The 24,003-nt window shown below is 69.7% G+C and carries 21 protein-coding genes; 7 read left to right on the top strand and 14 right to left on the bottom strand.

The genetic code is table 11. The features are described 5' to 3' along the window. Positions 1 to 64: 64 nt before the first annotated feature. Together purS and purQ are read left to right on the top strand one after the other, a co-directional pair. Positions 65 to 322, top strand: coding sequence for a phosphoribosylformylglycinamidine synthase subunit PurS (gene purS / locus J4H91_RS08190; protein ID WP_208045774.1), 258 nt, complete (start codon positions 65 to 67; stop codon positions 320 to 322). Further along, positions 322 to 1,026 carry a phosphoribosylformylglycinamidine synthase subunit PurQ gene (gene purQ, locus J4H91_RS08195; protein WP_208045775.1) on the top strand — a complete coding sequence of 235 codons (705 nt, stop codon included), beginning with the start codon at positions 322 to 324 and terminating at the stop codon, positions 1,024 to 1,026. Before purS ends, purQ begins: the two co-directional genes overlap by 1 nt. Positions 1,027 to 1,073: 47 nt before the next feature. Here the strand turns inward: purQ and J4H91_RS08200 are convergent, their stop codons facing one another. From J4H91_RS08200 to J4H91_RS08220, 5 genes are all read right to left on the bottom strand, one after another. Continuing rightward, a complete protein-coding gene (locus J4H91_RS08200) occupies positions 1,074 to 1,871 on the bottom strand; it encodes an iron ABC transporter ATP-binding protein (protein WP_208045793.1) in 798 nt (265 codons plus the stop codon). A 38-nt stretch (positions 1,872 to 1,909) separates the two neighbouring features. Then, positions 1,910 to 2,944, bottom strand: a complete 1,035-nt coding sequence (locus J4H91_RS08205; protein ID WP_208045776.1) for an iron chelate uptake ABC transporter family permease subunit — start codon at positions 2,942 to 2,944, stop codon at positions 1,910 to 1,912. Positions 2,945 to 2,946: 2 nt separating this feature from the next. Next, a complete protein-coding gene (locus tag J4H91_RS08210) occupies positions 2,947 to 4,080 on the bottom strand; it encodes an ABC transporter permease (protein ID WP_243752793.1) in 1,134 nt (377 codons plus the stop codon). Further along, positions 4,077 to 5,075 (bottom strand): siderophore ABC transporter substrate-binding protein, encoded by a 999-nt coding sequence (locus tag J4H91_RS08215; protein ID WP_208045777.1) that lies wholly within the window; start codon positions 5,073 to 5,075, stop codon positions 4,077 to 4,079. Before J4H91_RS08215 ends, J4H91_RS08210 begins: the two co-directional genes overlap by 4 nt. 337 nt (positions 5,076 to 5,412) lie before the next feature. After that, positions 5,413 to 6,438, bottom strand: a complete 1,026-nt coding sequence (locus J4H91_RS08220) for a hypothetical protein (protein ID WP_208045778.1) — start codon at positions 6,436 to 6,438, stop codon at positions 5,413 to 5,415. A gap of 155 nt (positions 6,439 to 6,593) precedes the next feature. Here J4H91_RS08220 and purL point away from each other — a divergent pair, with 155 nt between their 5' ends. Next, on the top strand, positions 6,594 to 8,927 hold the full coding sequence (gene purL, locus J4H91_RS08225) for a phosphoribosylformylglycinamidine synthase subunit PurL (RefSeq protein ID WP_208045779.1): 2,334 nt from the start codon (positions 6,594 to 6,596) through the stop codon (positions 8,925 to 8,927). A gap of 389 nt (positions 8,928 to 9,316) precedes the next feature. After that, positions 9,317 to 9,832 carry a hypothetical protein gene (locus J4H91_RS08230; RefSeq protein ID WP_208045780.1) on the top strand — a complete coding sequence of 172 codons (516 nt, stop codon included), beginning with the start codon at positions 9,317 to 9,319 and terminating at the stop codon, positions 9,830 to 9,832. A gap of 39 nt (positions 9,833 to 9,871) precedes the next feature. Here J4H91_RS08230 and tmk read toward each other — a convergent pair whose 3' ends face one another. The 7 genes from tmk to J4H91_RS08265 form a co-directional block, all read right to left on the bottom strand. Next, on the bottom strand, positions 9,872 to 10,507 hold the full coding sequence (tmk, locus tag J4H91_RS08235; protein WP_208045781.1) for a dTMP kinase: 636 nt from the start codon (positions 10,505 to 10,507) through the stop codon (positions 9,872 to 9,874). Positions 10,508 to 10,541: 34 nt separating this feature from the next. Next, positions 10,542 to 13,361, bottom strand: coding sequence for a type I DNA topoisomerase (topA, locus tag J4H91_RS08240; protein ID WP_208045782.1), 2,820 nt, complete (start codon positions 13,359 to 13,361; stop codon positions 10,542 to 10,544). 233 nt (positions 13,362 to 13,594) lie between these two features. Continuing rightward, positions 13,595 to 14,389: a peptidoglycan DD-metalloendopeptidase family protein gene (locus tag J4H91_RS08245; RefSeq protein ID WP_208045783.1), complete on the bottom strand. Its 795-nt coding sequence runs from the start codon at positions 14,387 to 14,389 to the stop codon at positions 13,595 to 13,597. Beyond that, complete coding sequence (locus tag J4H91_RS08250; RefSeq protein ID WP_243752794.1) at positions 14,386 to 14,868, bottom strand: TadE/TadG family type IV pilus assembly protein; 483 nt, start codon at positions 14,866 to 14,868, stop codon at positions 14,386 to 14,388. Before J4H91_RS08250 ends, J4H91_RS08245 begins: the two co-directional genes overlap by 4 nt. Further along, the gene (locus tag J4H91_RS15530; RefSeq protein WP_243752795.1) at positions 14,846 to 15,214 is read right to left on the bottom strand and encodes a DUF4244 domain-containing protein; all 369 of its coding nucleotides are present in this window, start codon (positions 15,212 to 15,214) and stop codon (positions 14,846 to 14,848) included. Before J4H91_RS15530 ends, J4H91_RS08250 begins: the two co-directional genes overlap by 23 nt. Before the next feature lie 176 nt (positions 15,215 to 15,390). Continuing rightward, entirely contained in the window at positions 15,391 to 16,299 is a 909-nt protein-coding gene (locus J4H91_RS08260) for a type II secretion system F family protein (protein WP_341783483.1), read from the bottom strand. After that, a complete protein-coding gene (locus J4H91_RS08265) occupies positions 16,296 to 17,273 on the bottom strand; it encodes a TadA family conjugal transfer-associated ATPase (protein WP_208045784.1) in 978 nt (325 codons plus the stop codon). The genes J4H91_RS08260 and J4H91_RS08265 overlap by 4 nt, the downstream gene beginning before the upstream one ends. 209 nt (positions 17,274 to 17,482) lie before the next feature. On the opposite strand from J4H91_RS08265, the gene acs reads away from it, so the two are divergent. Beyond that, a complete protein-coding gene (gene acs / locus J4H91_RS08270; RefSeq protein WP_208045785.1) occupies positions 17,483 to 19,459 on the top strand; it encodes an acetate--CoA ligase in 1,977 nt (658 codons plus the stop codon). Between the two features lie 133 nt (positions 19,460 to 19,592). Here acs and J4H91_RS08275 read toward each other — a convergent pair whose 3' ends face one another. Further along, positions 19,593 to 20,066 (bottom strand): RidA family protein, encoded by a 474-nt coding sequence (locus J4H91_RS08275; RefSeq protein WP_208045786.1) that lies wholly within the window; start codon positions 20,064 to 20,066, stop codon positions 19,593 to 19,595. A 1-nt stretch (position 20,067) separates the two neighbouring features. Beyond that, complete coding sequence (gene sp36, locus J4H91_RS08280; protein WP_208045787.1) at positions 20,068 to 20,235, bottom strand: Sp36 family protein; 168 nt, start codon at positions 20,233 to 20,235, stop codon at positions 20,068 to 20,070. Positions 20,236 to 20,374: 139 nt separating this feature from the next. Here sp36 and J4H91_RS08285 point away from each other — a divergent pair, with 139 nt between their 5' ends. Beyond that, a complete protein-coding gene (locus J4H91_RS08285; RefSeq protein WP_208045788.1) occupies positions 20,375 to 22,951 on the top strand; it encodes a transglycosylase domain-containing protein in 2,577 nt (858 codons plus the stop codon). Positions 22,952 to 22,962: 11 nt separating this feature from the next. After that, the gene (locus tag J4H91_RS08290; protein ID WP_208045789.1) at positions 22,963 to 23,907 is read left to right on the top strand and encodes a metallophosphoesterase; all 945 of its coding nucleotides are present in this window, start codon (positions 22,963 to 22,965) and stop codon (positions 23,905 to 23,907) included. Positions 23,908 to 24,003: the final 96 nt, after the last annotated feature.

Here is a 24,003-nt window from a genome sequence, read left to right on the forward strand (position 1 = left end):
GCGACGCCTTCGCACCCGGTAGACTGGTGCTCGACTTCTGTGTTTTCGAGTTGGAGGCTCTCTAGTGCCCACGATTGTTGTTGACGTCATGCCGAAGGCCGAACTGCTCGATCCGCAGGGCAAGGCGACCACGGGGGCGCTCGCCCGTCTCGGCCACGGCAAGTTCGAGAACGTGCGTATCGGTAAGCGCTTCGAGTTCACCGTCGAGGGCGAGGTCACCGAAGAGGTGCTCGCAGAGGTGCGCCAGGTCGCCGACGAGATCCTCTCGAACTCGGTGATCGAGGACGTCGTGGCGATCAGCGTCGACGGCGAGGCCCGGTGATGACCACTCGCATCGGCGTCGTCACCTTCCCGGGATCCCTCGACGACCGCGACGCGCAGCGCGCCATCCGGCTCGCGGGCGCCGAGCCCGTTGCGCTGTGGCACGCGGATCACGACCTGCAGGGCGTCGACGCGATCGTGCTGCCCGGCGGCTTCAGCTACGGCGACTACCTGCGCCCCGGCGCGATCGCTTCGGTCTCCCCCATCATGGCCGAGGTCGTCGACGCGGCGAACAAGGGCATGCCCGTGCTCGGCATCTGCAACGGCTTCCAGGTGCTGGTCGAGTCGCACCTGCTGCCCGGCGGCCTGATCCGCAACGCGCACCAGCAGTTCATCCGCCGCGATCAGCGCCTCGTCGTCGAGAACGCAGGCACCGCGTGGACGAACGCGTTCGAGCAGGGCGAGGAGATCGTCATCCCGCTGAAGAACGGCGACGGCGGATTCATCGCGAGCGACGAAGACCTGAAGCGGCTCGAGGGCGAAGGGCTCGTCGCCTTCCGCTACCGCGGCGTGAATCCCAACGGCTCGCTCGACGACATCGCCGGGCTCACGAACGCGCGCGGCAACGTGGTCGGCCTCATGCCGCACCCCGAGCACGCGGTCGAGCCCGGCTTCGGCCCCGACATGCCCGACGCCATGCGCTCCGGCGTCGACGGTCTGCGCTTCTTCGAGAGCGCGATCTCGGCTCTCGCGGCGCGCGTGTAGCGGCGGAACGGCATCACGAGACGAGGGATCGGGCGAGCGGGCGCGCCCTACGGGCGGTAGTAGATCGCCACCCGCCTGCCGTCGCGCTCGACCACGTCGACGGGGGTCTCGAACACCCGCTCGAGCACCTCGGAGGTGATGATCTCGTCCGGTGTTCCCGAGGCGACGACCCGGCCCTCGGCGAGCGCGACGATGCGGTCCGCGTAGGCCGCGGCGAAGTTCACGTCGTGGATCACGAGCACGACCGTCTTGCCGAGGGCATCGGCGGCAGCGCGCACCTGCCCCATCATGCTCACCGCGTGCCGCATGTCGAGTCCGGTCAGAGGTTCGTCGAGCAGCACGAAGTCGGTGTCCTGCGCGAGCACCATCGCGACGAAGGCGCGCTGCCGCTGCCCGCCCGAGAGCTCGTCGATGAAGCGCTCCTCGAGGCCGGCGAGGTCGAGGAAGGCGATCGCGGCGTGGATCGCCCGCTGATCGGTCTCGGTGAGCCGGCCCGCCGAGTGCGGGAAGCGCCCGAAGGTGACGAGCTGACGCACCGTGAGGCGCGCCATGAAGTGGTTCTCCTGCTTGAGGATCGACACCACCCGGGCGAGATCCTTCGACTTCGCCGTGCGCACGTCGAGGCCGCCCACCTCCACACGCCCGCTGTCGGCCTCGAGCAGACGCCCGATGATCGTGAGCATCGTCGACTTGCCGGCGCCGTTCGGCCCGATGAGCGCGGTCACGCCGCCCCGCTCGAGCGTGAGATCGATCGGCCCGAGCACGTGCCTCCCGGCGTAGGCCTTCTCGACGCCGCGCAGGACGATTCCGGGCGCGGATCCCTCGCCCGCACCCGCCTCGGTCATCGCCGCGGTTCCAGCCGCGACCTCGGTGTGTGCGTCGGTCAACGCATCCCCTTTCTCAGCAGGACGATGAGGAACAACAGCCCGCCCGCGAACTCGATGATCACCGTGACGAGGCCCGCAGCCATGAACACGTGCTTCAGCACGAAGGTCGCCCCCAGCAGAGTGACGAGGCCGATGCCGATGGCGAGCGGGATGGTCTCGGCGTGCGAGTCTCCCCGGGCGAACTGGTAGGCGAGCGTCGCCACCAGGAAGCCGTAGAAGGTCATGGGCCCGACCATCGTGGCCGAGACCGAGACGAGCACCGCGACCAGCACGAGCACCGTGACGACCTCGCGCCGGTAGTTCACGCCCAGCCCGATCGCGACGTCGCGGCCGAGCGCCACGACGTCGTAAGTGCGGCGGCGCAGCCACACGAAGACGAGGATCGCGCAGACGACCCCCGCGGCGATCGGCAGATAGTCGGGGTTGCCCCGGCTGATGCTGCCGAAGAGCCGCGCGCTCAGCACGTCGAACTCGCTCGGCGTGAGCGTGCGCTGCATGAACGTCGACACGGACCCGAAGCCGATCCCGAGCACCACCCCGACAAGCAGCAGAAGGTGCAGGTTCGCCCGCGTACCCGAGAACAGCCAGCCGTAGAGCAGTGTCGCGAACAGCACCATCAGCACGCTCTGGGCGATGATCTTCGGGATGCCTTCCATGTTCGCCGCTGCGGTGCCGAAGACGAACACGAGCGCAGTCTGGGTGAGCACGTAGAGCGCGTCGAACCCCAGGATCGACGGGGTGAGGATGCGGTTCGACGTGGCCGTGTGGAAGAGCACGGTGGCGAGCGCCTGTGCGACGGCGACGAAGGAGATCGTGCCGAGCGAGGTCAACCGCGACTGCACGATGACCCAGAAGCCGGGGCTGCCGGGAGGCGCCGGATTGCCGTAGACGAGGATGGCGACGGCGAGGGCGGCCGCCACGGCGAACACGGCGACGATCGGAAGCGCGTCGCGCCATCGCGCGGCACGCGGCGGCGCCACGAGCGGCGGCTCACCCGTGCTCGCGAGCCTGACGATGCTGGTGTGCTCCACGCTCACCTCCCCCGCTGCCTCAGCAGCAGCGTGATGAACACGGCCGCGCCGACGATGCCGAGCACCATCGAGACGGGGATCTCGAAAGGCATGATCACGAGGCGCCCCACGATGTCGCAGACGGTCACGAGGGCGACGCCGCCGAGGCACACCCACGGCAGGTTGCTGCGCACATTATCGCCGCGGATCATCGAGACGATGTTCGGCACCACGAGCCCGAGCAGCGGCAGGAAGCCCACCACCACTGTCGTCACACCGGCCGCGATAGCGACGAGCGCGGTGCCTCCGATCAGGATCGCCTCATAGCGCACGCCCACGCTCGTCGCCACGTCTTTGCCGAGGCCGGCGACCGTGATGCGATCCGCCATGAGGAATACGAGGATCGTGACGACCGCCACCACCCACAGCACCTCGTAGCGCCCGCGCACCACGGGAGTGAAGCTGCCCATGAACCAGGTGCCGAGCATCTGCAGCAGGTTGAACTGTGCTGCGAGGAAGGTGGTGAGCGAGCTCACGATCGCGCCCAGCATGATGCCGATGAGGGGCACCACGAGCGTGGTACGGATCACGATGCGGCGCAGGATCAGCATGAACAGCATCGCGCCGACGAAGGCGAAGCAGCTCGCGATGACCATCTTGCCGAAGAGCCCCACCCCCGGTAGCAGCAGCGCCGTGAGCAGCAGACCGAGCGCCGCCCACTCTGTCGTGCCGGATGTGGTCGCGTCGACGAAGCGGTTCTGGGTGAGCATCTGCATCACGAGACCGCTGGTCGCCATCGCGGCGCCGGCGAGCACGAGCGCGATCGTGCGGGGCACGCGCGTGATCCAGAACATCTCGGAGCCGAACTCGTCGCCCGAGAGGTCGTAGACACCGATCACGAGCGAAGCCGCGAGCAGCCCGAGCACCGCCGCGATCGCGGCGGCCAGCAGCCATGGCCGCGCCCGCGGGGGCGCGATCTCGGGCGCGACAGGGCGAGTGCCGCCGATCACGGTCGCCCCGGATCCCTCTCCCGAAGGCTTGCCCGGCGAAGCCGCAGCCTCGGATCCCGCGTCGCGGACGCGCGCAGCGGGGCGCCCGTCCTCGCGAACGCGCGCCCCGCTCTCGTGCCCCTCGGGGGTCATGGCCGTGCGGCTCATGCTGCGGAGAATGCCTCCTGAAGCTGCTCGAACAGCTCGGTGTAGGCCTGGATGCCCTCGGTCAGGTAGAAGTCGGAGTCGAGGATCACGATCTGATCCTGCTGCACCGCGGTGACGTTCCGCAGCGCCTCGGAGTTCTTGAGGAGTTCATCGGCCGGGGCCGAGCCGGGCTCGCGCTCCTCGGGCACGAACGCCGCGTCGCGGTCGAGCGCGACGATCCAGTCGGGGTTCGAGGCTGCGATGGCCTCGACGCTGATGTCGTCGCCCTGATGATCGTTTGTCGCTCCCTCGACCTCGAGCGCCGCCTTCCAGCCGAGCGCCGGGAACACCGGGCCGAGGCTGCGCCCCACCTCGGGGGCGATGTAGCCGATCTGGCCGGCGGAGGTGTTGACGGCCATCACGGTGTCGGTGCCGTTGTAGGCGTCCTTCGCCCCGGCGATCGCCGCGTCGAGTTCGTCGTTCAGCGCTGCGGCCTCCTCCTCGTGCTCGAAGATCTGGCCGAGGATCTCGGTCTGGCGCTTGAGTTCGCCGAACTCGTCCTCGCCCTCCCGGGGCGCGATCTCGATGACCGCCGCCTGCGGGTTCTGCTCCTTGATCTGGTCGTAGTAGTCGGCGAACCGGTATCCGCCGATGATCAGATCGGGCTGCTCGGCGACGATGACCTCGAGGTTCGGCTCGCGGTGGTTGCCGACGTTGGCGACGTCCTCGTTCTCGGTGTAGTCGGGCCACACCGAGCCCATGACGTCCTTGGGCACCGCGGCGAGCTCGACATCCCACTCGTCGAGCGTGTCGAACGCCGTGTTGTCGAGCGCGACGACCGTCTTCGGGTTGACCGGCACCTCGACCTCGCCGTGGTTGTCGGTGACGGTCACCGTTCCGGAGTCGGCCTGCGCCGTCTCCTCGGGCGCCGCGGAACCGGATGCGCAGGCGGAGAGCGCGAGCGCGGCGCCCAGGGTCAAAGCGACGGCGGCACCGCGGCTGAATCGAGCAGTCATGATGTCTCTTCCTCGGGTCTGGCGGGCAGAACAGGGGCCGATGCGCGAGGCGCACGAGCAGGGCGATCTTCCCCGCGTCTCCTGCGATGGAGCGCGGGAATCTCCGCGACCAAGCCTAGGCTTACATTCATCTGATGTTCAAGTTCGCACGGCTAAACCACCGGTTACCGCGGTGTTTCGCACCCGCTGATGTGGGTCAGGGATCCCTGACGGAAGTGAGGGATCCCGACCCGCATGAGGGCCCCGACCCGCACGAGGGCCCCGACCCGCACGAGGGCCCCGACGCGAGTGAGGGATCCCCGACGCAGAGCCGAGGATCCCTCACGGAGCCGATCGATCAGTTGCCGGGGCGCTGCTGCACCACCGAGAAATCGGGCTGCCCGTCGGGGCCGGCCGGCAGCGGGGTGCCGTCAGTGAACGTCGGCCACGGCAGGAGGGGCTGTCCGTCGGGGGCGACCGCCTGCGGAGCGGGCTGGCCGAGCGGCTCGGGCTGGGCGGGAACGGCCTGCTGCGCCGGGAACGCGCGGTTGTCGGCGACGGCACCGTGCGCCAGGTGGGCGCGCTCCGCAGCACGACGCGCCTCGCGGTGCTCGGCACCGTACGACCAGCGCAGCAGGAGCGTGATCGACAGCCCCAGGGCGGTCAGGATCAGGAGCGCGGTCGCGATGCGCCAGTAGAGGTCGGGGATGTTCAGGTCGAAGGCGTCGATGCCCACCGGGGCGGTGAAGAGAATGCCCGAGAGCACCGCGAGCACGCTCGTCGCGAAGGCGAAGCGCGTCACCGCGACGGGCAGACGGTCGCCAGCGCGGAGCAGCAGCTGGCAGCAGAGGATCACGAGGCGCGTCGTGAGGATCACGAAGATCGACTTCCAGAAGATCTCGAACATGAGGCCGAAGCTCTCGTACGGAGTCATCCAGATCACGATGAGCAGCAGCGCGAGGATGTAGGAGTTCGCGATGAGCGCGACCGGGGCGTACCACTCCGACTTCTGTTCACGGCGCGTGTCGAGCGCCGTGAACAGCACGAAGACCGCGAAGAGCGCGAAGGTCGAGAACACCCGCTCGAACTTGCCCTCGAAGTCGCCGATGAACAGCAGCGAGATCGAGGCCACCGTGAGACCCGCGAGCAGCACGATGCTCACCTTCAGGAAGGTCGAGAGCCCTCCCTGCTTCGGAGCGCGGGCGCTCGAACGGGGCGCCGCCTGAGGAGCAGTCGGAGCGGTCGGACCGGCAGGCGCCTGCGCATCGGGAGCCTGAGCGCCCGGGGCCTGCGTACCGGGGCCGGACTGCCCGGTCGACTCGGCGACGCCCTGTCGTGCCTGAGACCCGTTCGGTCCGGATGCGTGCGTGTTCGGATCGCTCATGTCCCATAGTCTGGCGCGTCATGCTGTGAATCGCCACTCCCCTCCCCGGCGCTGCGGCAGATCCCTTTCATGTCACGTGACCGCGTAGACTGGAAGCTGCATGTTCTCGGCTCGCGGAGCCGTTCCCGATCCCTCACCAACGGAGCACATCGAGCGTGACTGACATCGCCGCAACCGGCCCCCGCCCCGACACCGTCGCCGACGCGATCGCGACGCCCGAGAAGGAGCAGCCGTACGGCGCGCTCGGCCTCAAGCCCGACGAGTACGAGAAGATCCGCGAGATCCTGGGCCGCCGCCCCACCTCGGGCGAACTCGCCATGTACTCCGTGATGTGGTCGGAGCACTGCTCCTACAAGTCGTCGAAGATCTACCTGCGCCAGTTCGGCAAGAAGGTCAACGACAAGATGAAGGAGCGACTGCTCGTCGGCATGGGCGAGAACGCGGGCGTCATCGACATCGGCGAGGGCTGGGCCGTCACCTTCAAGGTCGAGAGCCACAACCACCCCTCCTACATCGAGCCGTTCCAGGGCGCCGCGACCGGTGTCGGCGGCATCATCCGCGACATCATCTCGATGGGCGCGCGCCCCGTCGCCGTGATGGATCAGCTGCGCTTCGGCGCCATCGACGACCCTGACACCGCCCGCGTGGTGCACGGCGTCGTCTCGGGCATCTCCTCGTACGCCAACTGTCTCGGCCTCCCCAACCTCGGTGGCGAGACCGTCTTCGACGGCGTCTACCAGGCCAACCCGCTCGTCAACGCGCTCGGCGTGGGCGTGCTGCGCCACGAGGATCTGCACCTCGCCAACGCTTCGGGCGCGGGCAACAAGGTCGTGCTGTTCGGCGCCCGCACCGGCGGCGACGGCATCGGCGGCGCGTCGATCCTCGCCTCCGACAGCTTCAGCGAGGGCGGCCCGACCAAGCGGCCCGCCGTGCAGGTCGGCGACCCCTTCGCCGAGAAGGTGCTCATCGAGTGCTGCCTCGAACTGTTCCGCGGCGAGCTCGTCGAGGGCATCCAGGATCTCGGCGCGGCCGGCATCTCCTGCGCCACCTCGGAGCTCGCGGCCAACGGCGATGGCGGTATGTTCATCGAGCTCGACAGCGTACTGCTGCGCGATCCCTCGCTCACCGCCGAGGAGATCCTGATGTCGGAGAGCCAGGAACGCATGATGGCCGTCGTGCACCCCTCGAAGCTCGACGCGTTCCTCGAGGTCACGAAGAAGTGGGACGTCGAGACGAGCGTGCTCGGCGAGGTCACCGACACCGGCCGCCTGATCATCAACTGGCGCGGCGAGGAGATCGTGAACGTCGATCCCTCGACCGTCGCGGTCGACGGGCCCGTCTACGAGCGCCCCGTCGCGTACCCGAGCTGGATCGACGAGCTGCAGGCCTCGGGCGTGCGGGCCTCGGGCCTCGCCCGCGCGATCTCCGGCGAGCAGCTGCGCGAGCAGATGGTCGCCGTCGCGGCCTCGCCCAACCAGGCCTCGGTCGACTGGATCACCAACCAGTACGACAAATACGTGCTCGGCAACACCGCGCTGTCCTTCCCCGACGGTGCGGGCATGATCCGCGTCGACGAGGAGAGCGGCCTCGGCGTCGCCATCGCGACCGACGCGAACGGCCGCTACTGCCAGCTCGACCCCTACGTCGGCTCGCAGCTCGCACTCGCCGAGGCATACCGCAACGTGGCCGCCTCGGGCGCCGTGCCGACCGCCGTCACCGACTGCCTCAACTTCGGCAGCCCCGAGAACCCCGAGGTCATGTGGCAGTTCTCGCGCTCGGTCGAGGGACTCTCCGACGCCTGCCTCGCGCTCGAGGTGCCGGTCACCGGCGGCAACGTGTCGCTCTACAACCAGACCGGCGACACCCCGATCCACCCGACCCCCGTGGTCGGCGTGCTCGGCATCATCGACGACGTGGCGCGCCGCGTGCCCACCGGCTGGCAGGACGAGGGCGAGCACCTCTACCTGCTCGGCGTCACCCGCGACGAACTCGACGGCTCCGCCTGGGCCGACGCGATCCACTCGCACCTCGGCGGCCTGCCGCCCGTCGCAGACCTCGCGGCCGAGCGCGCACTCGCCGAGCTGCTGCACGCGGGAACGCAGAACGGGCTCGTCTCGGGCGCCGTCGACCTCTCCGAGGGCGGCCTGGCGCAGGCGCTCACCGACGGGGCGCTGCGCTTCGGCGTGGGGGCTCGCGTGTGGATCGACGAGATCATGTCGCGCGACGGCGTGGACGAGACCGCGGCGCTCTTCTCGGAGTCGCAGGCTCGTGTCCTCGTCTCGGTGCCGCACGAGGAGGAGGTCAAGTTCCGCGGGCTGTGCTCGGGCCGCGACTTCCCCGTGCTGCGCATCGGCGTGACCGACGGTTCCGGCGAGGCAGCCGCGATCGAGGTGCAGGACCGCTTCACGCTGCCGCTCGCCGAGCTGCGCGCCGCGTCGCAGGCGACGCTGCCCGCGCACTTCGGTGCGGTGATCGGCGAAGAGGCGTAGCCCGGGCTTCCCCGGTCTCCACTCGCCGGCCGCCGGCGAGGGAACACGGCCGGGGGTGAGGGAACACGGCGGGGGCCCTTCCCCACGTGTTCTCTCGCCCCCCGTGTTCGTTCGCACGCGGCAGGGCAGGCCGCGACTCAAGCCAGGGATCGCGGCTCCGGCCCTGCGCCCGCGTGTAGGCTGCAGCCATGACGGGGCGCGGTCGGACAGACTTCGAAGTCGGAGGGCTGCTGGTCTGCGGCCTGGGTTGCCTCCTGCTGCTGGCCGCCCTCCTCGCGTTCTGGGTGCAGGGCTCCGAGAAGGAGCGGGGCAGCTGCGTCTACGAGATGAATGCGCAGGCGTTGAGCGGTGGGGCCGGCCTTCGCGTAGCCGCTTGCTAGGGTGAGGGCATGTCCCTCCGCAGAACGGCTCCGACCGTGATGCTCGCCACCGTCGTACTCGCGACAACGGGCTGCGCGCAACCCGAAGGCGGCGACTTCGAACGAACGGGGTCCGACCTCACCACGCCGGTCGTCTTCGCCGCGGTCGCGAGCGTGGCGGCGGGACCGTGCCCGGCAGACCGTCCCAACGTCTACGAATCGCGCATCGGCGGCGTGCAGTGTATCTCCGTGGACCCGGACGGAGTCGTCACCGCTGAGGCCGGCAGCGTCTCGCTCGTGGCGGCGAGCGAGCAGACCCCCGATGTGCCGCAATCGATCGAGCTCGTCCTCGAGGGCGGAGCCTCGGAACATCTCCGAGTACTCACTGCGGCGCTCTCCGAACAGTCACCGCCGCGCGATCAGATGGTCATCGCGGTCGAGGGCGAAGTCGTGGCGATGCCCACCGTGATGGCCGAGCTCTCCGGAGGTACCGTGGGCATCTCCGGTGAGGGCTTGAAAGCGCTGTACCGCAGGCTCACCGCATAGGGCGGTCTCAAAGGGACACCGTCTGCTGAGCGTTCGGACTCAGAGGGCGGTGAGCAGAGGGGCCACGCGCGTGATGATCTCGGCGTTCAGATCCTCGGGCCGCTGGGCGGCGTCGAGCACGAGGAAGCGGTTCGGATCGGACTCGGCGAGTTCCAGGAACGCCTCCCGCACCGCAGTGTGGAAGGCCTCGACCTCGCCCTCGAGACGGTCGGCGGTGCCGCCCCGCGATTCGAGCCGCGCCGCTGCCGTGGCCGGGTCGAGGTCGAGCAGGACGGTGAGGCTCGGCTTCAGCCCGTCGACCGCCCACTCGCTGATGCGACGAACATCGGCGAGGTCGAGCACCCGGCCGGCACCCTGGTAGGCGAGCGAGGAGTCGATGTAGCGGTCCTGCACGACCACGGCGCCGCGTTCGAGGGCCGGTCGCACGACCTTCGCGACGTGCTGCGCACGGTCGGCGGCGTAGAGCAGCGCTTCGGCGCGCGGGTCCACGTCGCCGATCTCCTCGCCGCCGTGGAGCAGCAGCCGACGCACCTCGACGCCGAGCCTGGTGCCCCCGGGCTCGCGCGTGCGCACGACCTCGTGGCCACGGGACTCGAGCCACGCGCCGAGTAGTTCCGACTGGGTCGTCTTGCCCGCACCGTCGCCGCCCTCGAAGGTGATGAAGAGTCCGCTCATACCTGCAAGTCCCCCAGCCCGCGCCGCGCGGCGATCAAGCGCCCGCCTGCTCGGCGGCCTTCTTCGCGGCGTTCGCCTTGCGCGTCGCCGCAGCCTTCTTCGCCGCCTCCGAGCGCGCCGGGTCCACCGTCTTCGATGTCGCGGTCTTCTTCGCGGCCGGCTTCTTCACGGCCGGCTTCTTGGCCGCGGTCTTGCGCGCGGGCGCCTTCTTCTTCGCCGGGCCCTTGGCGCGCTTGATGGCGAGCAGCTCCACAGCGCGCTCGAAGGTGATGTCCTCGACGCTGTCGCCGCGAGGGATCGTCGCGTTCGTCTCGCCATCGGTCACGTACGGGCCGAAGCGGCCATCGCGCACCTTGATGGGCTTGCCGCTCACCGGGTCTGCATCGAACTCCTTGAGCGCGCTCGACGCTTTCCGCGCACCGTACTTCGGCTGGGCGAAGAGCTCCTGCGCACCGGCGAGATCGATCGAGAAGATCGCGTCCTCACCCGGCAGGGAGCGCGTGTCGGTCCCTTTCTTGAGGTAGGGACCGTAGCGCCCGTTCTGCGCCGTGATCTCGGCGCCCGAATCGGGGTCGGTGCCGACGATGCGCGGCAGTTCGAGCAGCGCGACCGCGGTGTCGAGATCGATGGTGGCGGGGTCCATGCTCTTGAAGAGCGAAGCGGTGCGGGGCTTGACGCCCTTCGGCAGTTCCTCGCCCTCGTCGGGCAGCTCCGTCACGTACGGCCCGAATCGGCCGTTCTTCGCGACGATGCGCTTGCCCGTCTCGGGGTGCAACCCGACCACGCGGTCCTCGGCCGGCTCGGCGTCGGCGAGCTCGTGCGCCTTCTCGGGGGTCAGCTCATCGGGGGCGAGTCCCTCGGGGATGTTGACGCTGCGCGGCTTCAGCGCACCGTCTTCGCCGACCTCGCACTTGTCGTCGAAGACCTCGAGGTAGGGCCCGTACTTGCCGTTGCGCAGGGAGATCTCGTCGTCGATCTTGATCGTGTTGATCGCACGGGCGTCGATCTCACCGAGGTTGTCCACCACGCCGCGCAGGCCCGGGTGCGTGTCGGTGCCGAAGTAGAATTCACCGAGCCACTTGCCGCGCGCCTCCTCGCCTGCCGCGATGCGGTCGAGGTCGCTCTCCATCTCGGCGGTGAAGTCGTAGTCGACGAGCTCGCCGAAGTGCTCCTCGAGCAGGCGCACCACGGAGAACGCGATCCAGCTCGGCACGAGGGCCTGACCCTTCTTCGTGACGTATCCGCGGTCCATGATCGTGCTGATGATCGCTGCGTAGGTCGAGGGTCGCCCGATGCCGAGCTCTTCGAGACGCTTGGTGAGGCTCGCCTCGGTGTAGCGGGGCGGAGGGCTGGTCTCGTGTCCCTTGGCCTCCGGTGCGACGACGTCGAGCGGCTGCCCGGAGGAGAGCTGCGGCAGGGAGACGTTCTGATCCCTGTCGCCGCGCTTCTCGTCACGGCCCTCCTCGTAGGCCAGCAGGAAGCCGGGGAAGGTGATCACGGTGCCGCTCGCGGTGAACTCGAGGGGCGTCTCGGTCTCCGCACCGTCGATGGTCTCCGCGACCTTCGCCGAGAGGGTGACCGTGTCGGTCGATCCCTTCGCGTCGGCCATCTGACTCGCGACCGTGCGCTTCCAGATCAGCTCGTAGAGGGCGTACTCGCCCTGGGTGAGCCTGCCCTTGAGCGAACTGGGTCGCTGGAAGGTGTCGCCCGCGGGGCGGATCGCCTCGTGCGCTTCCTGCGCCCCCTTCGACTTGCCCGTGTAGACCCGGGGCTTCTCGGGGAGGGTCTCGGCGCCGTAGAGCTCGGCGGCCTGCTTACGAGCCGCCTGGATCGCTTGGCTCGACAGCGTCGGCGAGTCGGTTCGCATATAGGTGATGTAACCGTTCTCGTAGAGCGACTGCGCGAACGACATCGTCTGCCGCGAGCTGTAGCGGAGTTTGCGCGAGGCCTCCTGCTGCAGGGTCGACGTCGTGAACGGCGCCGCGGGGCGGCGGGTGTGCGGCTTGGTCTCGACCGAGTGCACGGTCGCGCGGGCCGAGTCGAGCTGAGCGGCGATGCGCTGGGCTCGGTCCTGCTCGAGGCGGAGCACGCCCGCCTTCTGCGCTTTTGCGGTGAGGGATCCGTCGTCTGCGAAGTCGCCGCCCGTCGCGAGGCGCTGCTCGGCGACGCGCACGAGTCGGGCCTCGAACGCGGTCGTGTCGGGAGCGTCGGCCCCCGGCTCGAACGTCGCGGTGAGGTCCCAGTACTCGGCGGCGCGGAAGGCCTGGCGCTCGCGCTCACGGTCGACGACGAGACGGGTCGCCGCCGACTGGACGCGGCCGGCCGACAGTTTCGGCGCGACCTTGCGCCAGAGCACGGGCGAGATGTCGTAGCCGTAGAGACGGTCGAGGATGCGGCGGGTCTCCTGCGCATCGACGAGGGCGATGTCGAGGTCGCGTGTGTTCTGCTTGGCCTGTTCGATCGCCTCCCGGGTGATCTCGTGGAACACCATGCGGCGCACGGGCACCTTCGGCTTCAGCACCTCGAGCAGGTGCCACGCGATGGCCTCGCCCTCGCGGTCCTCATCGGTGGCGAGCCAGAGCTCGTCCGCTCCCTTCAGCGCCCGCTTGAGCTCGGTGACCGTCTTCTTCTTGTTATCGTTCACCACGTAATAGGGGGCGAAGTCGTTCTCGACGTCGACGGCGAACTTGCCGAATGCGCCCTGCTTGAGGTCGCTCGGCAGAGCCGAAGGTTCGGCGAGGTCGCGGATGTGACCGACCGAGGCGATCACCTCGTAGTCATCGCCGAGGTAGCCACTGATCGTCTTCGCCTTGGTCGGCGACTCGACGATAACGAGTTTCTTCGCGCCCGCCACGGGTCTCCATTCAATCGAACTGGTGCGATTCGCACTGAGAGTCGGCGCGATGCTCTCGCGCCTCCATGCGGTCCTGATCCATGGACCGTTCTGCACCGCCACGATACACAGTATCCGGTGAGAATCCACTCCCGGAGACCGAGAGATCCGCGGTCCCTCCCCCTCCCTAGCGTTCGACTGCGGGTCGTCCGACCAATCGGCCCGCCTGCGGGGAGGCCCCGGTCAGTCGGCGATCAGGGCGGCCCGAGGAACTCGAACGGGTCGAGATCGGGGAACGAATTGGAAGGCCTCGAAGAGAGCGTGAAGTGCGTGTGCGGCCCCTCGGTGCATCCGCTGAGCCCCGCCCGCGCGACGATCTCCCCGGCCCGCACGCGGGAGCCGATCGCGATCCCGTGATCGCCGGGAGAACCGGGCGCGATGTGATTGTGCGAACTGTAGAGCACACGCCCCTCATACTCGTGCCTGATGATGACGGTGTGGTTCGGGCCTCTCCACCAGATGGGGCTGATGGCGCAGGCGGCCGGCACTCCCCCGCCGTCGGGACCGGCGTGCACGACCTCGCCGTCGTAGGGCGCGTAGAGAGCACCGTCGCCTCCGACCGCGAGGTCGATCGAGGTGCCGTCGTGGAAGCCCTGGGTGAGACCGCGCACGGCGGAGGGCCACGCCCAGCCGTTGGGACCGACCTGGCCGACCACGACTCCGCCCGGCGGAGCGGCGGGCGCCGCCCTCGCGTCGGCAGACACCGACCCGAGCGGAGTGCCGATCGCCACCGTGATGCGCGCTTCGCCGCGCAGGCGGTCGATCGCGCAGCGTTCCACCCCAGCACCGACGGAGCCCGCGACCTTCTCCGCCGCGGCGCAGGCGTCGGCCGCGATCCAACCGTTCACGGCATCCGCTGCGGCGAGCGCAGCCGCGTCGGCGGCGCCCGAAGCGCGGTGCCGGGCCTCCAGCTGCGCCCCCGCTGAGAGCACAGGCAGCCCGAGCAGGAGGGCCGCGGCGGCGCAGCAGAGCGTCGCAGGCGCGCTCACCGTCGTTCTCCCGCGTCACTCAGCGCGGCGCAGGAGCTGCCGCGCACCGCGATGCTCGAGAGCACGCCGCCGACCGGGCGGGAGGCGAGCTCGACGCAGTGCAGGCCATCGCGCTGGCTGCGCGACACGACGACGCCCGTGCCGAGCTCGGCGAGCCGCTGCTCGGCCGTCTCTCCGCGCGCTTCGAGCCGTGCGACCTCGGCTGAAGCCGAGACCAGCGTGATGCGGTGCGCCGACAGCGCCACCCCGCCGATCACGAGTCCGAGCACAGCCACGACCGCGGGAAGCACGATCGCGAACTCGGCCGTCACCGTGCCCCGCTCGTCACCGACGAGGCCGCGGCTGCGGGCGCCGATCTCTGGAATGCAGGCCCCAGCCCCGCCGAACTCAGGCCCGCAGGTCTCGATACCGGCGGCACCGGAGCCTCCGTCGGACTCGGCGGGGCGGGCCGGGCGCTCACCCCGCCGAGCCCAGCGCATTCTCGACCAGTTGCACGAGCATCGCGCGGATCTCGCTCGAGCGCATGATCGCCACGAGCAGACCTGCGAAGGCGACCGCGGCCATGATCACGATCGCGTATTCCGCGGTGACGGCACCGTTCTCGTCGGCCGCGAGGTCGCGGTGGCGCCGGCGGTGGGGCGCGAGGTGTGCGCCGCCCACATGCGACTCGGCGGCCCGCGCCGGCCGCGATGGCGCACGGCGACGGCTCCGAGCCGTGCGGGCGACGAAGGCCGGGAGCCGCGCACCGGTTTTCTCGGACGTGGACTCCGCGGCGTCCTCGGGCCGGTCGGGGGTCGGGACGAGGCGGAGACGGGTGCTGTTCATCGGTGGATCCTCACTGTCTGGCACGGCTCCGGCGGCAGCCGGTGGGTTCATCCTGGTGGCTGCGGCCGGACGGGGGAATCCGGAATCGGGCGATGTGGATAAGTCGCCCGAGAATCGATGCGAAGCCGATTCTGGGGAGGGACGGGGCGATGGATCCCTCGCCCCACTTGGCGGGATCAGAGACCTCCGAGCATGGAGAGCAGCACCGGCAGCACCCCCAGCGCGATGAACGAGGGCAGCACGCAGACGCCCAGCGGCACCAGCACCCGCACTCCCAGCCGCTCCGCCTCGCTCTCGAGCTCCGCCCTGGCCCGCGCGCGCACGGCCTCGGCCTCCTCGAGCAGCAGAGGCCCGACGGGCACGCCGACGCGCAGCGCGGTCGCGAGGGCGGTGCGCAGCGGAGCGCCAGCACGGAAGCAGTCGAAGCCGACCCACTCTGCACCGAACTCGTCGACGCAATCGGCGACGCGCACGAGCGCCTCCGCAGGAGCCGCCCCTCCGCGCAGCGCGATCCAGGCCAGCTCGAACTCGAGCCCCGCGATGCGGTCGTCGCTCTCGACCGAGCGCGCGAGCGACCGCGCCCATCCGACGCCCGCGCCGAGCAGCACGGCCCCCGCGCAGAGCAAGGCCGCGCCGACAGAGCTCAGCAGCACGGGCAGCGGGTCGAATCCGAGCAGACCGCCCAGCACGAGGGCGAGCGGCGGCAGGGTCGCCACCATGCGCACGGTCGCTCGAGGCCCGGAGAGCAGCACGGTGCGCTGCTGTCTGAGCCTCGTCAGCTCCCGCAGCGCCGCGGCGATGCCCGCGAGCGCCTGGGCCAGCGGGGCTCCGCTGCGCTCGGCGAGCCCCCAGGCGGCGGCGAGCACGCGCCATTCGGGTTTCCCCTGGGCCGCGATCGCCTCGGCGATCGGTGCTCCGGCCGCGACGCGCGCAGCTACTTCGAGGGCACCGGGATCCCTCGTCTCCTCCGCGGCGATCGGCAGTGCGCGCTCGGGAGCGACGCCGCCCCGCATCAGCGCCGCGCACGTCGCCGCGACGGCCGCCACCCCCTCGGCGCCGGCCGCGGGCGGGCCCCGGCGCCTCACCGCCGCTCCTCCCGTACCGCCAGGGCGCCCGAGGAGTCCACGGCGAGACGTCCGATCGCCCTCACGCGATGTCCCTCGGCGCCGCGCTCGACGTGCACGACGGTGTGCAGCGCCGAGACCGCCTGCCTCGCGATGGCCGTCGCACCGAGACCGGCGAGCGCGCCCAGCGCCTCCAGGCGAGCGGGCACGTCGGAGAGTCGGCTCGCGTGCAGCGTGCCCGCGCCGCCGTCGTGACCGGTGTTGAGCGCGGCGAGCAGCGTCGCGACCTCGGCGCCCCGGCACTCGCCCAGCACGATGCGGTCGGGTCGCATGCGCAGAGCCTCGCGCAGCAGGCGGTCGAGCGACACCTCGCCCGCGCCCTCGCTGTTCGCCTGTCGGGCCTGCAGCGCGATGACGTGCGGGTGCCGCAGTCTGAGCTCCGCGACGTCCTCGATCGTCAGGATCCGCTCATCGGCGGGGGCGAGATCGAGCAGCGCGCCGAGAACGGTGGTCTTGCCGCTGCCCGTGCCGCCGGTGATCAGGATGTTGCGACGCTCCGAGACGGCCGCCGCGAGCCGGTTCGCGACGACCGGCCCGCAGAGGCCTCCCGCGACGAGGTCGGCGAAGGCGAGCGGCCGGACGCGGGGCACGCGGATCGAGACGGCGGCGCCCGAGACCGACACGGGCGGGAGAACGGCGTGCACACGGATCCCGTCTCCGACGCGCACATCGACGCACGGATGTAGCTCGTCGAGGTGTCGGCCTCCGGCGGCTACCAGCCGCACCGCGAACCGGGCGAGCGCGGCCGGGTCCGTGCTCCATCCGGACACGGCCCGGGGGCCCGCCCCGCGGTCGAGGCGCAGCCGCGCACGGCCTCCTTCGACGTGCAGCAGCATGTCACGGAGCTCGGGGTCGTCGAGCAGCGGCAGCAGCCCGCCGAAGGCGCGCCTGGCTGCGAGGTCGAGCGCCGCCGTGCGGATCCCTGTCGAGAGCATGCGCCCAGAGAAGCAGCGTGAGCCGCCCCTGTCATCCGCGAATGCTCGAATGTGCAGAACCCACCGGAATATCGCAAAAAAGTCGCTCCTGTGAGCGAATAGACCCCGCACGTTATAGCCTGGGAGATGCAGCGTCGCCTCGCGCAACCCGAATTGGTTGGTCGTAGCGACCATTTTTGACCATTACGAGCGATTGGATGACGGCGTCCATGTCTGACGAGCACGGCACTATCGAGAGCCACCCCCTGCAGGGCGAGACCTACCCGCCGAGCCCCGAGTTCCGGGACCGGGCCAACGTGAACGATCCCTCGGTATACCTGCGGGCGGCGGAGGACCCGGAGGCGTACTGGGCGTCGGAGGCCGAGAAGCTGCAGTGGACCAAGCCGTTCGAGGAGATCCTGGACTGGTCGAACCCGCCGTTCGCGAAGTGGTTCCAGGACGGCGAGCTGAACGTCTCGGCCAACTGCCTCGACCGGCACGTCGCGGCCGGGCTCGGCGACCGGGTCGCGATCCACTTCGAGGGCGAGCCGGGCGACACCCGCACGATCACCTACGCCGAACTCACGAGCGAGGTGAAGCGAGCCGCCAACATGCTCACGAGCCTCGGGGTCTCGGCTGGCGACCGCGTCGCGATCTACATGCCGATGATCCCGGAGGCCGTGATCGCGATGCTCGCGGTCGCCCGCCTGGGCGCGGCGCACTCGGTCGTGTTCGGCGGGTTCAGCGCGGAGAGCCTGCGCGCCCGCATCGATGACGCACGCGCCGAGCTCGTGATCACCGCCGATGGCGGCTACCGCAAGGGCCGCGTATCCGCGCTGAAGCCCACGGTCGACGACGCGCTCGCCCTGCACGGGGGCGGCAGCTCCGTCGAGCGCGTGCTCGTGGTCAAGCGCACCGGGAACGAGATCGAGATGCAGGCGGGCCGCGACCTGTGGTGGCACGACGAGATCGTCACCTACGACGACCAGCATCAGGCGCAGGGCTTCCCGGCGGAGAACCCGCTGTTCATCCTCTACACCTCCGGCACGACGGGTAAGCCCAAGGGCATCCTGCACACCTCGGCCGGCTATCTCACGCAGGTCTCGACCACCCACCGCAACGTGTTCGACCTCAAGCCCGATACCGACGTCTACTGGTGCACGGCGGATATCGGCTGGATCACCGGCCACAGCTACGTCGTGTACGGACCGCTCGCCAACGGCGCCACCCAGGTGATCTACGAAGGGACCCCCGAGACCCCCGACTGGGGCCGCTGGTGGTCGATCATCCAGAAGTACGGCGTCACGATCTTCTACACCGCGCCGACCGCCATCCGCGCCTGCATGAAGGTCGGCCGTCAGGTGCCCGAGCAGTATGACCTGTCGAGCATCCGCGTGCTCGGAAGCGTGGGCGAGCCCATCAACCCCGAGGCGTGGCGCTGGTACCGCGAGGTCATCGGCGCGGGCAGCGCGCCGATCGTCGACACCTGGTGGCAGACCGAGACCGGCGCGATCATGATCTCCGCCCTGCCCGGGCTCACCAGTCTGAAGCCCGGCAGCGCGCAGGTGCCCCAGCCCGGCATCGACGTGAACGTGGTCGACGACGCGGGCAACCGGGTCGACCGCGGCCAGGGCGGCCTGCTCACCATCCGCCGCCCGTGGCCGTCGATGGTGCGCACGATCTGGGGCGACGATCAGAGGTTCATCGACACGTACTGGGCGAAGTTCGGCGACCAGTACTTCGCGGGCGACGGCGCCAGGGTCGACGACGACGGCGACATCTGGCTGCTGGGCCGCGTCGACGACGTGATGAACGTGTCGGGGCACCGCCTCTCGACCGCGGAGATCGAGTCGGCGCTCGTCGAGCATCACGCCGTCGCGGAGGCAGCGGTCGTGGGAGCCGACGACGAGACCACGGGCCAGGCGGTCGTCGCCTTCGTGATCCTGAAATCGCAGCAGACCATCCTCACCCCCGAGGCCGCCGAGCAGGAACTGAAGAAGCACGTCGCCGCGCAGATCGGCGCGATCGCCCGGCCCCGCCAGGTGTTCGTGGTGACCGAGCTCCCGAAGACCCGCTCGGGCAAGATCATGCGCCGTCTGCTGAAGGACGCCGCGGAGGGCAAGGACATCGGCGACACCACGACCCTCGCCGACACCTCGGTCATGCAGACCATCTCCGACCGGATGCGCGCAGAACTCTCAAGCTGAATCGCGCCAGCGATTCAGCGAGTTCTGCGCCGGGGCCACCGCCCCGGAGAAGGGGGCGTAGCCCCGGAACGCGAAGGGGGCGAGGGATCCGCGGATCCCTCGCCCCCTTCGCGTATCGGCGAAACCCGCCCCGTCAGTCCTCGATCTTGAAGACGAATTCGATCTCGACGGGTGCGTCGAGCGGCAGCACCGTCACGCCGACCGCGGAGCGGACATGGATGCCCAGGTCGCCGAACACGCGCCCCAGGAACACCGAGGCGCCGTTCGCGACACCGGGCTGGCCGGTGAACGAGGGATCGGACGCCACGAACGCCGTGACCTTCACGACCTGGGTGATCTTGTCGAGCGAGCCGATCAGGCCGCGCACGGCGGCGAGCGCGTTGAGCGCGCAGAGCCGCGCGAGCTCCTCGGCGTCCGCGGGAGACACCAGGCCCTCGCCCTCGCCCACCTTGCCGGTCTGCGGCAGCTTCCCGTCGACGAACGGCAGCTGCCCCGCCGTGTAGACGTAGTCGCCGTCGCGCAGCGCCGGAACATAGGCGGCGACCGCGGCCGCGACCTCGGGAACCTCGTAGCCGAGCTCGCTCAGGCGTTCTTCGATCACAGACATTTCAGGCCTTCCTCTTCAGATATGCGACGTTGCCACCGGCCGGCCCCTCGATGATCTGCACGAGCTCCCACCCCTGGGAGCCCCAGTTGTTCAGGATCTGCGCCTCGTTGTGCAGCAGCAGCGGGGTCACGAAGTACTCCCACCGCGGGGCATCGGTCGATTCGCTCACGTGCGTTCTCCTCTCGAGTGGCGCAGCCGAGTACGCGGATGAGGTCCGCGCGGCGGCGAAGCGACCTCCGCTTCGCTCTTTGTCAGCTACGTCGCCTAATCTTGATTCTATGACCCCACAGACATCCAAGTCTTCGCGTGTGCGCACGTTCAAGCCGCGCACCGCGGGTGGAGCCCTCGGAGGCATCCTCGGAGCCGTTGCCATGAGCGTCGTCGCAGGCGTGCTCGTCACCGCCGCCGTCACGCCTGTCGTCGCCGTCAGCGGCGCCGCGGCGTCGTCCGCGGTCAAGATCTTCCAGGATCTGCCCGACCATCTGAACCCGGGTCAGCTGGCGCAGCCCTCCACCATCTACGCGAAGGCCTCTGACGGCAGCGACGTCGAGGTCGCGACCTTCTACGACCAGGACCGCGAGATGGTCGGCTGGGACGATATCTCCCAGTACGTCAAGGACGCGGCGGTCGCCGAGGAGGATCCGCGCTTCTACACCCACGGCGGCGTCGACGTGCTCGCGACCGCCCGTGCGGCGCTGCAGAACGTCGCGGGCACCGGTTTCTCGGGCGCCTCCACGATCACGATGCAGTACGTGCGCAACGTGCTCATCCAGGAGGCCATGGCGATCTCCGACGAGGAGCAGCGCGACGCGGCCTACAAGAACGCGATGCGGCAGGACGTCGACCGCAAGCTCAAGGAGATGAAGCTCGCGCTCGGCGTCGAGAAGCGGTACACCAAGGACGACATCCTGCTCGGCTACCTCAACATCGCGCTCTTCGGCCGGCAGATCTACGGCATCGAGTCGGCCGCGCACTACTTCTACGGCAAGACCGCGAAGGATCTGACGCTCGCCGAGGCCGCGAGCCTCGTCGCGACGGTCAACAACCCCTCGAAGCTGCAGATCGACGTGCCCGAGAACATCCCCGCCAACAAGGAGCGGCGCGACAAGATCCTGAACAGCATGCTGCAGCACGGGCGCATCACCCAGGCGCAGTACGACGAGGCCGTCGCCACCGAGATCACCCCGAACATCACGCCCCGTGTGCAGGGCTGCAATGTCGCCGAGGCGAACCTCGGGCTCGGCCACTTCTGCGACTACGTGCAGCGCTACATCAAGCACGATCCGAACTTCGGCAAGACGCAGGAGGAGCGGGAGTTCAACTTCAGCCGCGGCGGCTACAAGATCTACACGACGATCGACCTCGACATCCAGGCCGCCGGCCGCGAGGCCATGGCCGGAACAGTGCCGGCCACGATGGACGGCATCAATGTGGGATCCGCGAGCGTCAGCACGGAGGTCGGCACCGGGCGCGTGCTCGCGATGGTGCAGAACCGTTCCTTCAGCAACGATCCCGCGGTGCTCGAGGCCGATCCCGGCCTCACGAGCATCAACTACAACACCGACTTCGACTACGGCGGCTCCAACGGCTTCCAGGTCGGCTCGACGTTCAAGCCCATCACCCTCACCGAGTGGATCCGCACCGGCCATTCGGTGCGCGAGGTCGTGAACGTCAACGGCCGCACGGTGCAGGAGAGCTCGTTCCGCGCATCGTGCATGACCGACGGGGTCTACGGCTTCGGTTCGTTCACCTTCTCGAACGACAACCTCGGCACCAAGGGCAACCAGCCCGTGCTCACCGCGATCGCGCAGTCGGTCAACGGCGGTCTCGTCTCCATGCAGCAGAAGATGGACCTCTGCGAGACCTTCGACACCGCCAAGAAGCTCGGTCTGCACCGCGCCTCGAAGCAGACGAACCCCGATCTGCCGAACTACGACACGACGGAACTGACCATGGTGCCCTCGAACGTCTACGGCGGCATCGACGAGATGGCTCCGATCACGATGGCGACCGCCTACGGCGCCTTCGCGGGCAACGGCACCGTCTGCACCCCGGTGCCGATCGACAGCATCCTCGGACCCGATGACAAACCGGTCGCCTTCCAGAAGAGCACCTGCACGGAGGCGATCTCGCCCGAGGTGGCCGCGGGCGTGGCCTACGCCCTGGAGTACACCGTGAACAACGGTCTCGCGAGCCACGCCCGTTCGGCCTACGGCATCCCCCACCTCGCCAAGACCGGCACCACCGATGACGTGGTCGACAACTGGACCGTCGGCGCCAGCTCGCGCGTCGCGACTGCCACCTGGGTCGGCAACGCCGGGCCCGTGCAGTTCGCCGACGGCACGTGGGGCCGCGTCTCCACGATGCCCTTCGGACGGCTGATGTACGCCGACCAGACGATCTGGCCCGCCATGATGAACGCGGCCGACGCCAAGTACGGCGGTGCGGCCTTCCCCGAGCCGTCCGCAGCCGCGACGCGCACGACCATGGTGCAGGTGCCCGACCTCACGGGCAAGAGCTTCCAGGAGGCGAGCGACGCGCTCACCCAGCTCGGCTTCAGCGCCGTCGACGGCGGTGAGGTCGACTCCTCGCAGCCGCAGGGCAGCGTGGCTCGCACCGATCCGGCAGGCGGTTCGCAGGCTGCCCTCGGCTCGGGTGTGACGATCTACCGCAGCAACGGCCAGGCCGCGGCGGTGCCGGACGTCGCAGGCCAGAGCGGCAAGGACGCGAAGTCCGCGCTCGAGGGAGCGGGCTTCGACACCGAGTACGCGTGCGCGACGGGCGAGAAGCCCGACGGCAAGAACAAGACCGTCTCCACCGATCCGCCGGCCGGCACAGAACTGCGCACCGGCAGTCGGGTCACGATCAACCTCGAGTGCAAGTAGGCGCGGCGGGCATGAGTCGCGCCTCCCGCCACCCGGTGGCGACCGTTCTCGGAACGGCCGCCACCGGCGTGCTGCTCTGGTCCACGCTCGTCGAGCGACGCCTGTTCACCATCCGTCGCCATTCCCTGCCGCTGCTCGAAACGGGCGCCGCGCCCATCCGGGTACTGCAGCTCTCCGACCTGCACCTCGCCCCCTGGCAGTCGAACAAGATCAACTGGGTGCGATCCCTCGCCCAGCTCCGCCCCGACCTGGTCGTGCTCACCGGCGATCTCATGGGGCACCTGCAGGCCCGTGGCTCGCTGCTCGAGGCTCTGCGTCCGCTCGCCCGGACGGGGGCGCCCGTGGTCTTCGTACACGGGTCGAACGACTACTACGGCCCGATCTTGAAGAACCCGCTGCGCTACCTGGCCGAGCCCAGCCGCAAGAGCACGCGCCAGCAGGACATCGACAACGCGGCCCTCACCCGCGGGCTCGAGGAGCTCGGCTGCATCAACCTCAACAACTCGGCCACCCGCCTCGAGATCAGGGGCACGCGCGTCGAGCTGCTGGGGCTGAACGACCCCCATATCCGCTACGACGACGCGAGCGCGATGCGCACGGAACTCGCCGCGCTCACGGCAGAGGACGGCGAGGACGGCCCCGAGACCGCTCCGCTGCGCATCGGCGTGGTGCATGCCCCCTACCAGGAGGCGCTCGGCGAACTGCTCGACGACGGTGCGGGCCTCATCCTCGCCGGGCACACTCACGGCGGCCAGGTGCGAATGCCCGGCGTCGGCGCACTCACCTCGAACTGCGATCTGCCGACCGCGCAGGCGCGCGGCCTCAGCGTCTGGTACGACGCGCACCGCGCCGCCTATCTCAACGTGAGCGCGGGCCTCGGCAACTCGATCTACGCCCCCGTGCGATTCGCTTGCAGGCCCGAGGCGTCGCTCATCACGCTCGAGGCCGCGCGGTAATCGAAGCGGCCCGCACCGCACGAAACGCAGAGGGGCGAGGGATCCGGCCCGCTACCAAGCCCCGCGTAACCTATATGGGGGCCGCGGAACGGGCAG

Source organism: Leucobacter ruminantium, assembly GCF_017565705.1.
In the GTDB taxonomy this organism is placed as follows: Bacteria; Actinomycetota; Actinomycetes; order Actinomycetales; family Microbacteriaceae; genus Leucobacter; species Leucobacter ruminantium.

Bases quoted from the DNA above. Each gene is read 5' to 3' on its own strand.
- acs (WP_208045785.1), top strand. From the start codon at position 17,483: ATGTCTGACGAGCACGGCACTATCGAGAGCCACCCCCTGCAGGGCGAG.
- J4H91_RS08250 (WP_243752794.1), bottom strand. From the start codon at position 14,868: ATGCGCTGGGCTCGGCGGGGTGAGCGCCCGGCCCGCCCCGCCGAGTCC.
- J4H91_RS08275 (WP_208045786.1), bottom strand. From the start codon at position 20,066: ATGTCTGTGATCGAAGAACGCCTGAGCGAGCTCGGCTACGAGGTTCCC.
- J4H91_RS08210 (WP_243752793.1), bottom strand. From the start codon at position 4,080: ATGAGCCGCACGGCCATGACCCCCGAGGGGCACGAGAGCGGGGCGCGC.
- J4H91_RS08290 (WP_208045789.1), top strand. From the start codon at position 22,963: ATGAGTCGCGCCTCCCGCCACCCGGTGGCGACCGTTCTCGGAACGGCC.
- J4H91_RS15530 (WP_243752795.1), bottom strand. From the start codon at position 15,214: ATGAACAGCACCCGTCTCCGCCTCGTCCCGACCCCCGACCGGCCCGAG.
- J4H91_RS08265 (WP_208045784.1), bottom strand. From the start codon at position 17,273: ATGCTCTCGACAGGGATCCGCACGGCGGCGCTCGACCTCGCAGCCAGG.
- J4H91_RS08200 (WP_208045793.1), bottom strand. From the start codon at position 1,871: ATGACCGAGGCGGGTGCGGGCGAGGGATCCGCGCCCGGAATCGTCCTG.
- J4H91_RS08230 (WP_208045780.1), top strand. From the start codon at position 9,317: ATGTCCCTCCGCAGAACGGCTCCGACCGTGATGCTCGCCACCGTCGTA.
- J4H91_RS08220 (WP_208045778.1), bottom strand. From the start codon at position 6,438: ATGAGCGATCCGAACACGCACGCATCCGGACCGAACGGGTCTCAGGCA.
- tmk (WP_208045781.1), bottom strand. From the start codon at position 10,507: ATGAGCGGACTCTTCATCACCTTCGAGGGCGGCGACGGTGCGGGCAAG.
- J4H91_RS08215 (WP_208045777.1), bottom strand. From the start codon at position 5,075: ATGACTGCTCGATTCAGCCGCGGTGCCGCCGTCGCTTTGACCCTGGGC.
- purQ (WP_208045775.1), top strand. From the start codon at position 322: ATGACCACTCGCATCGGCGTCGTCACCTTCCCGGGATCCCTCGACGAC.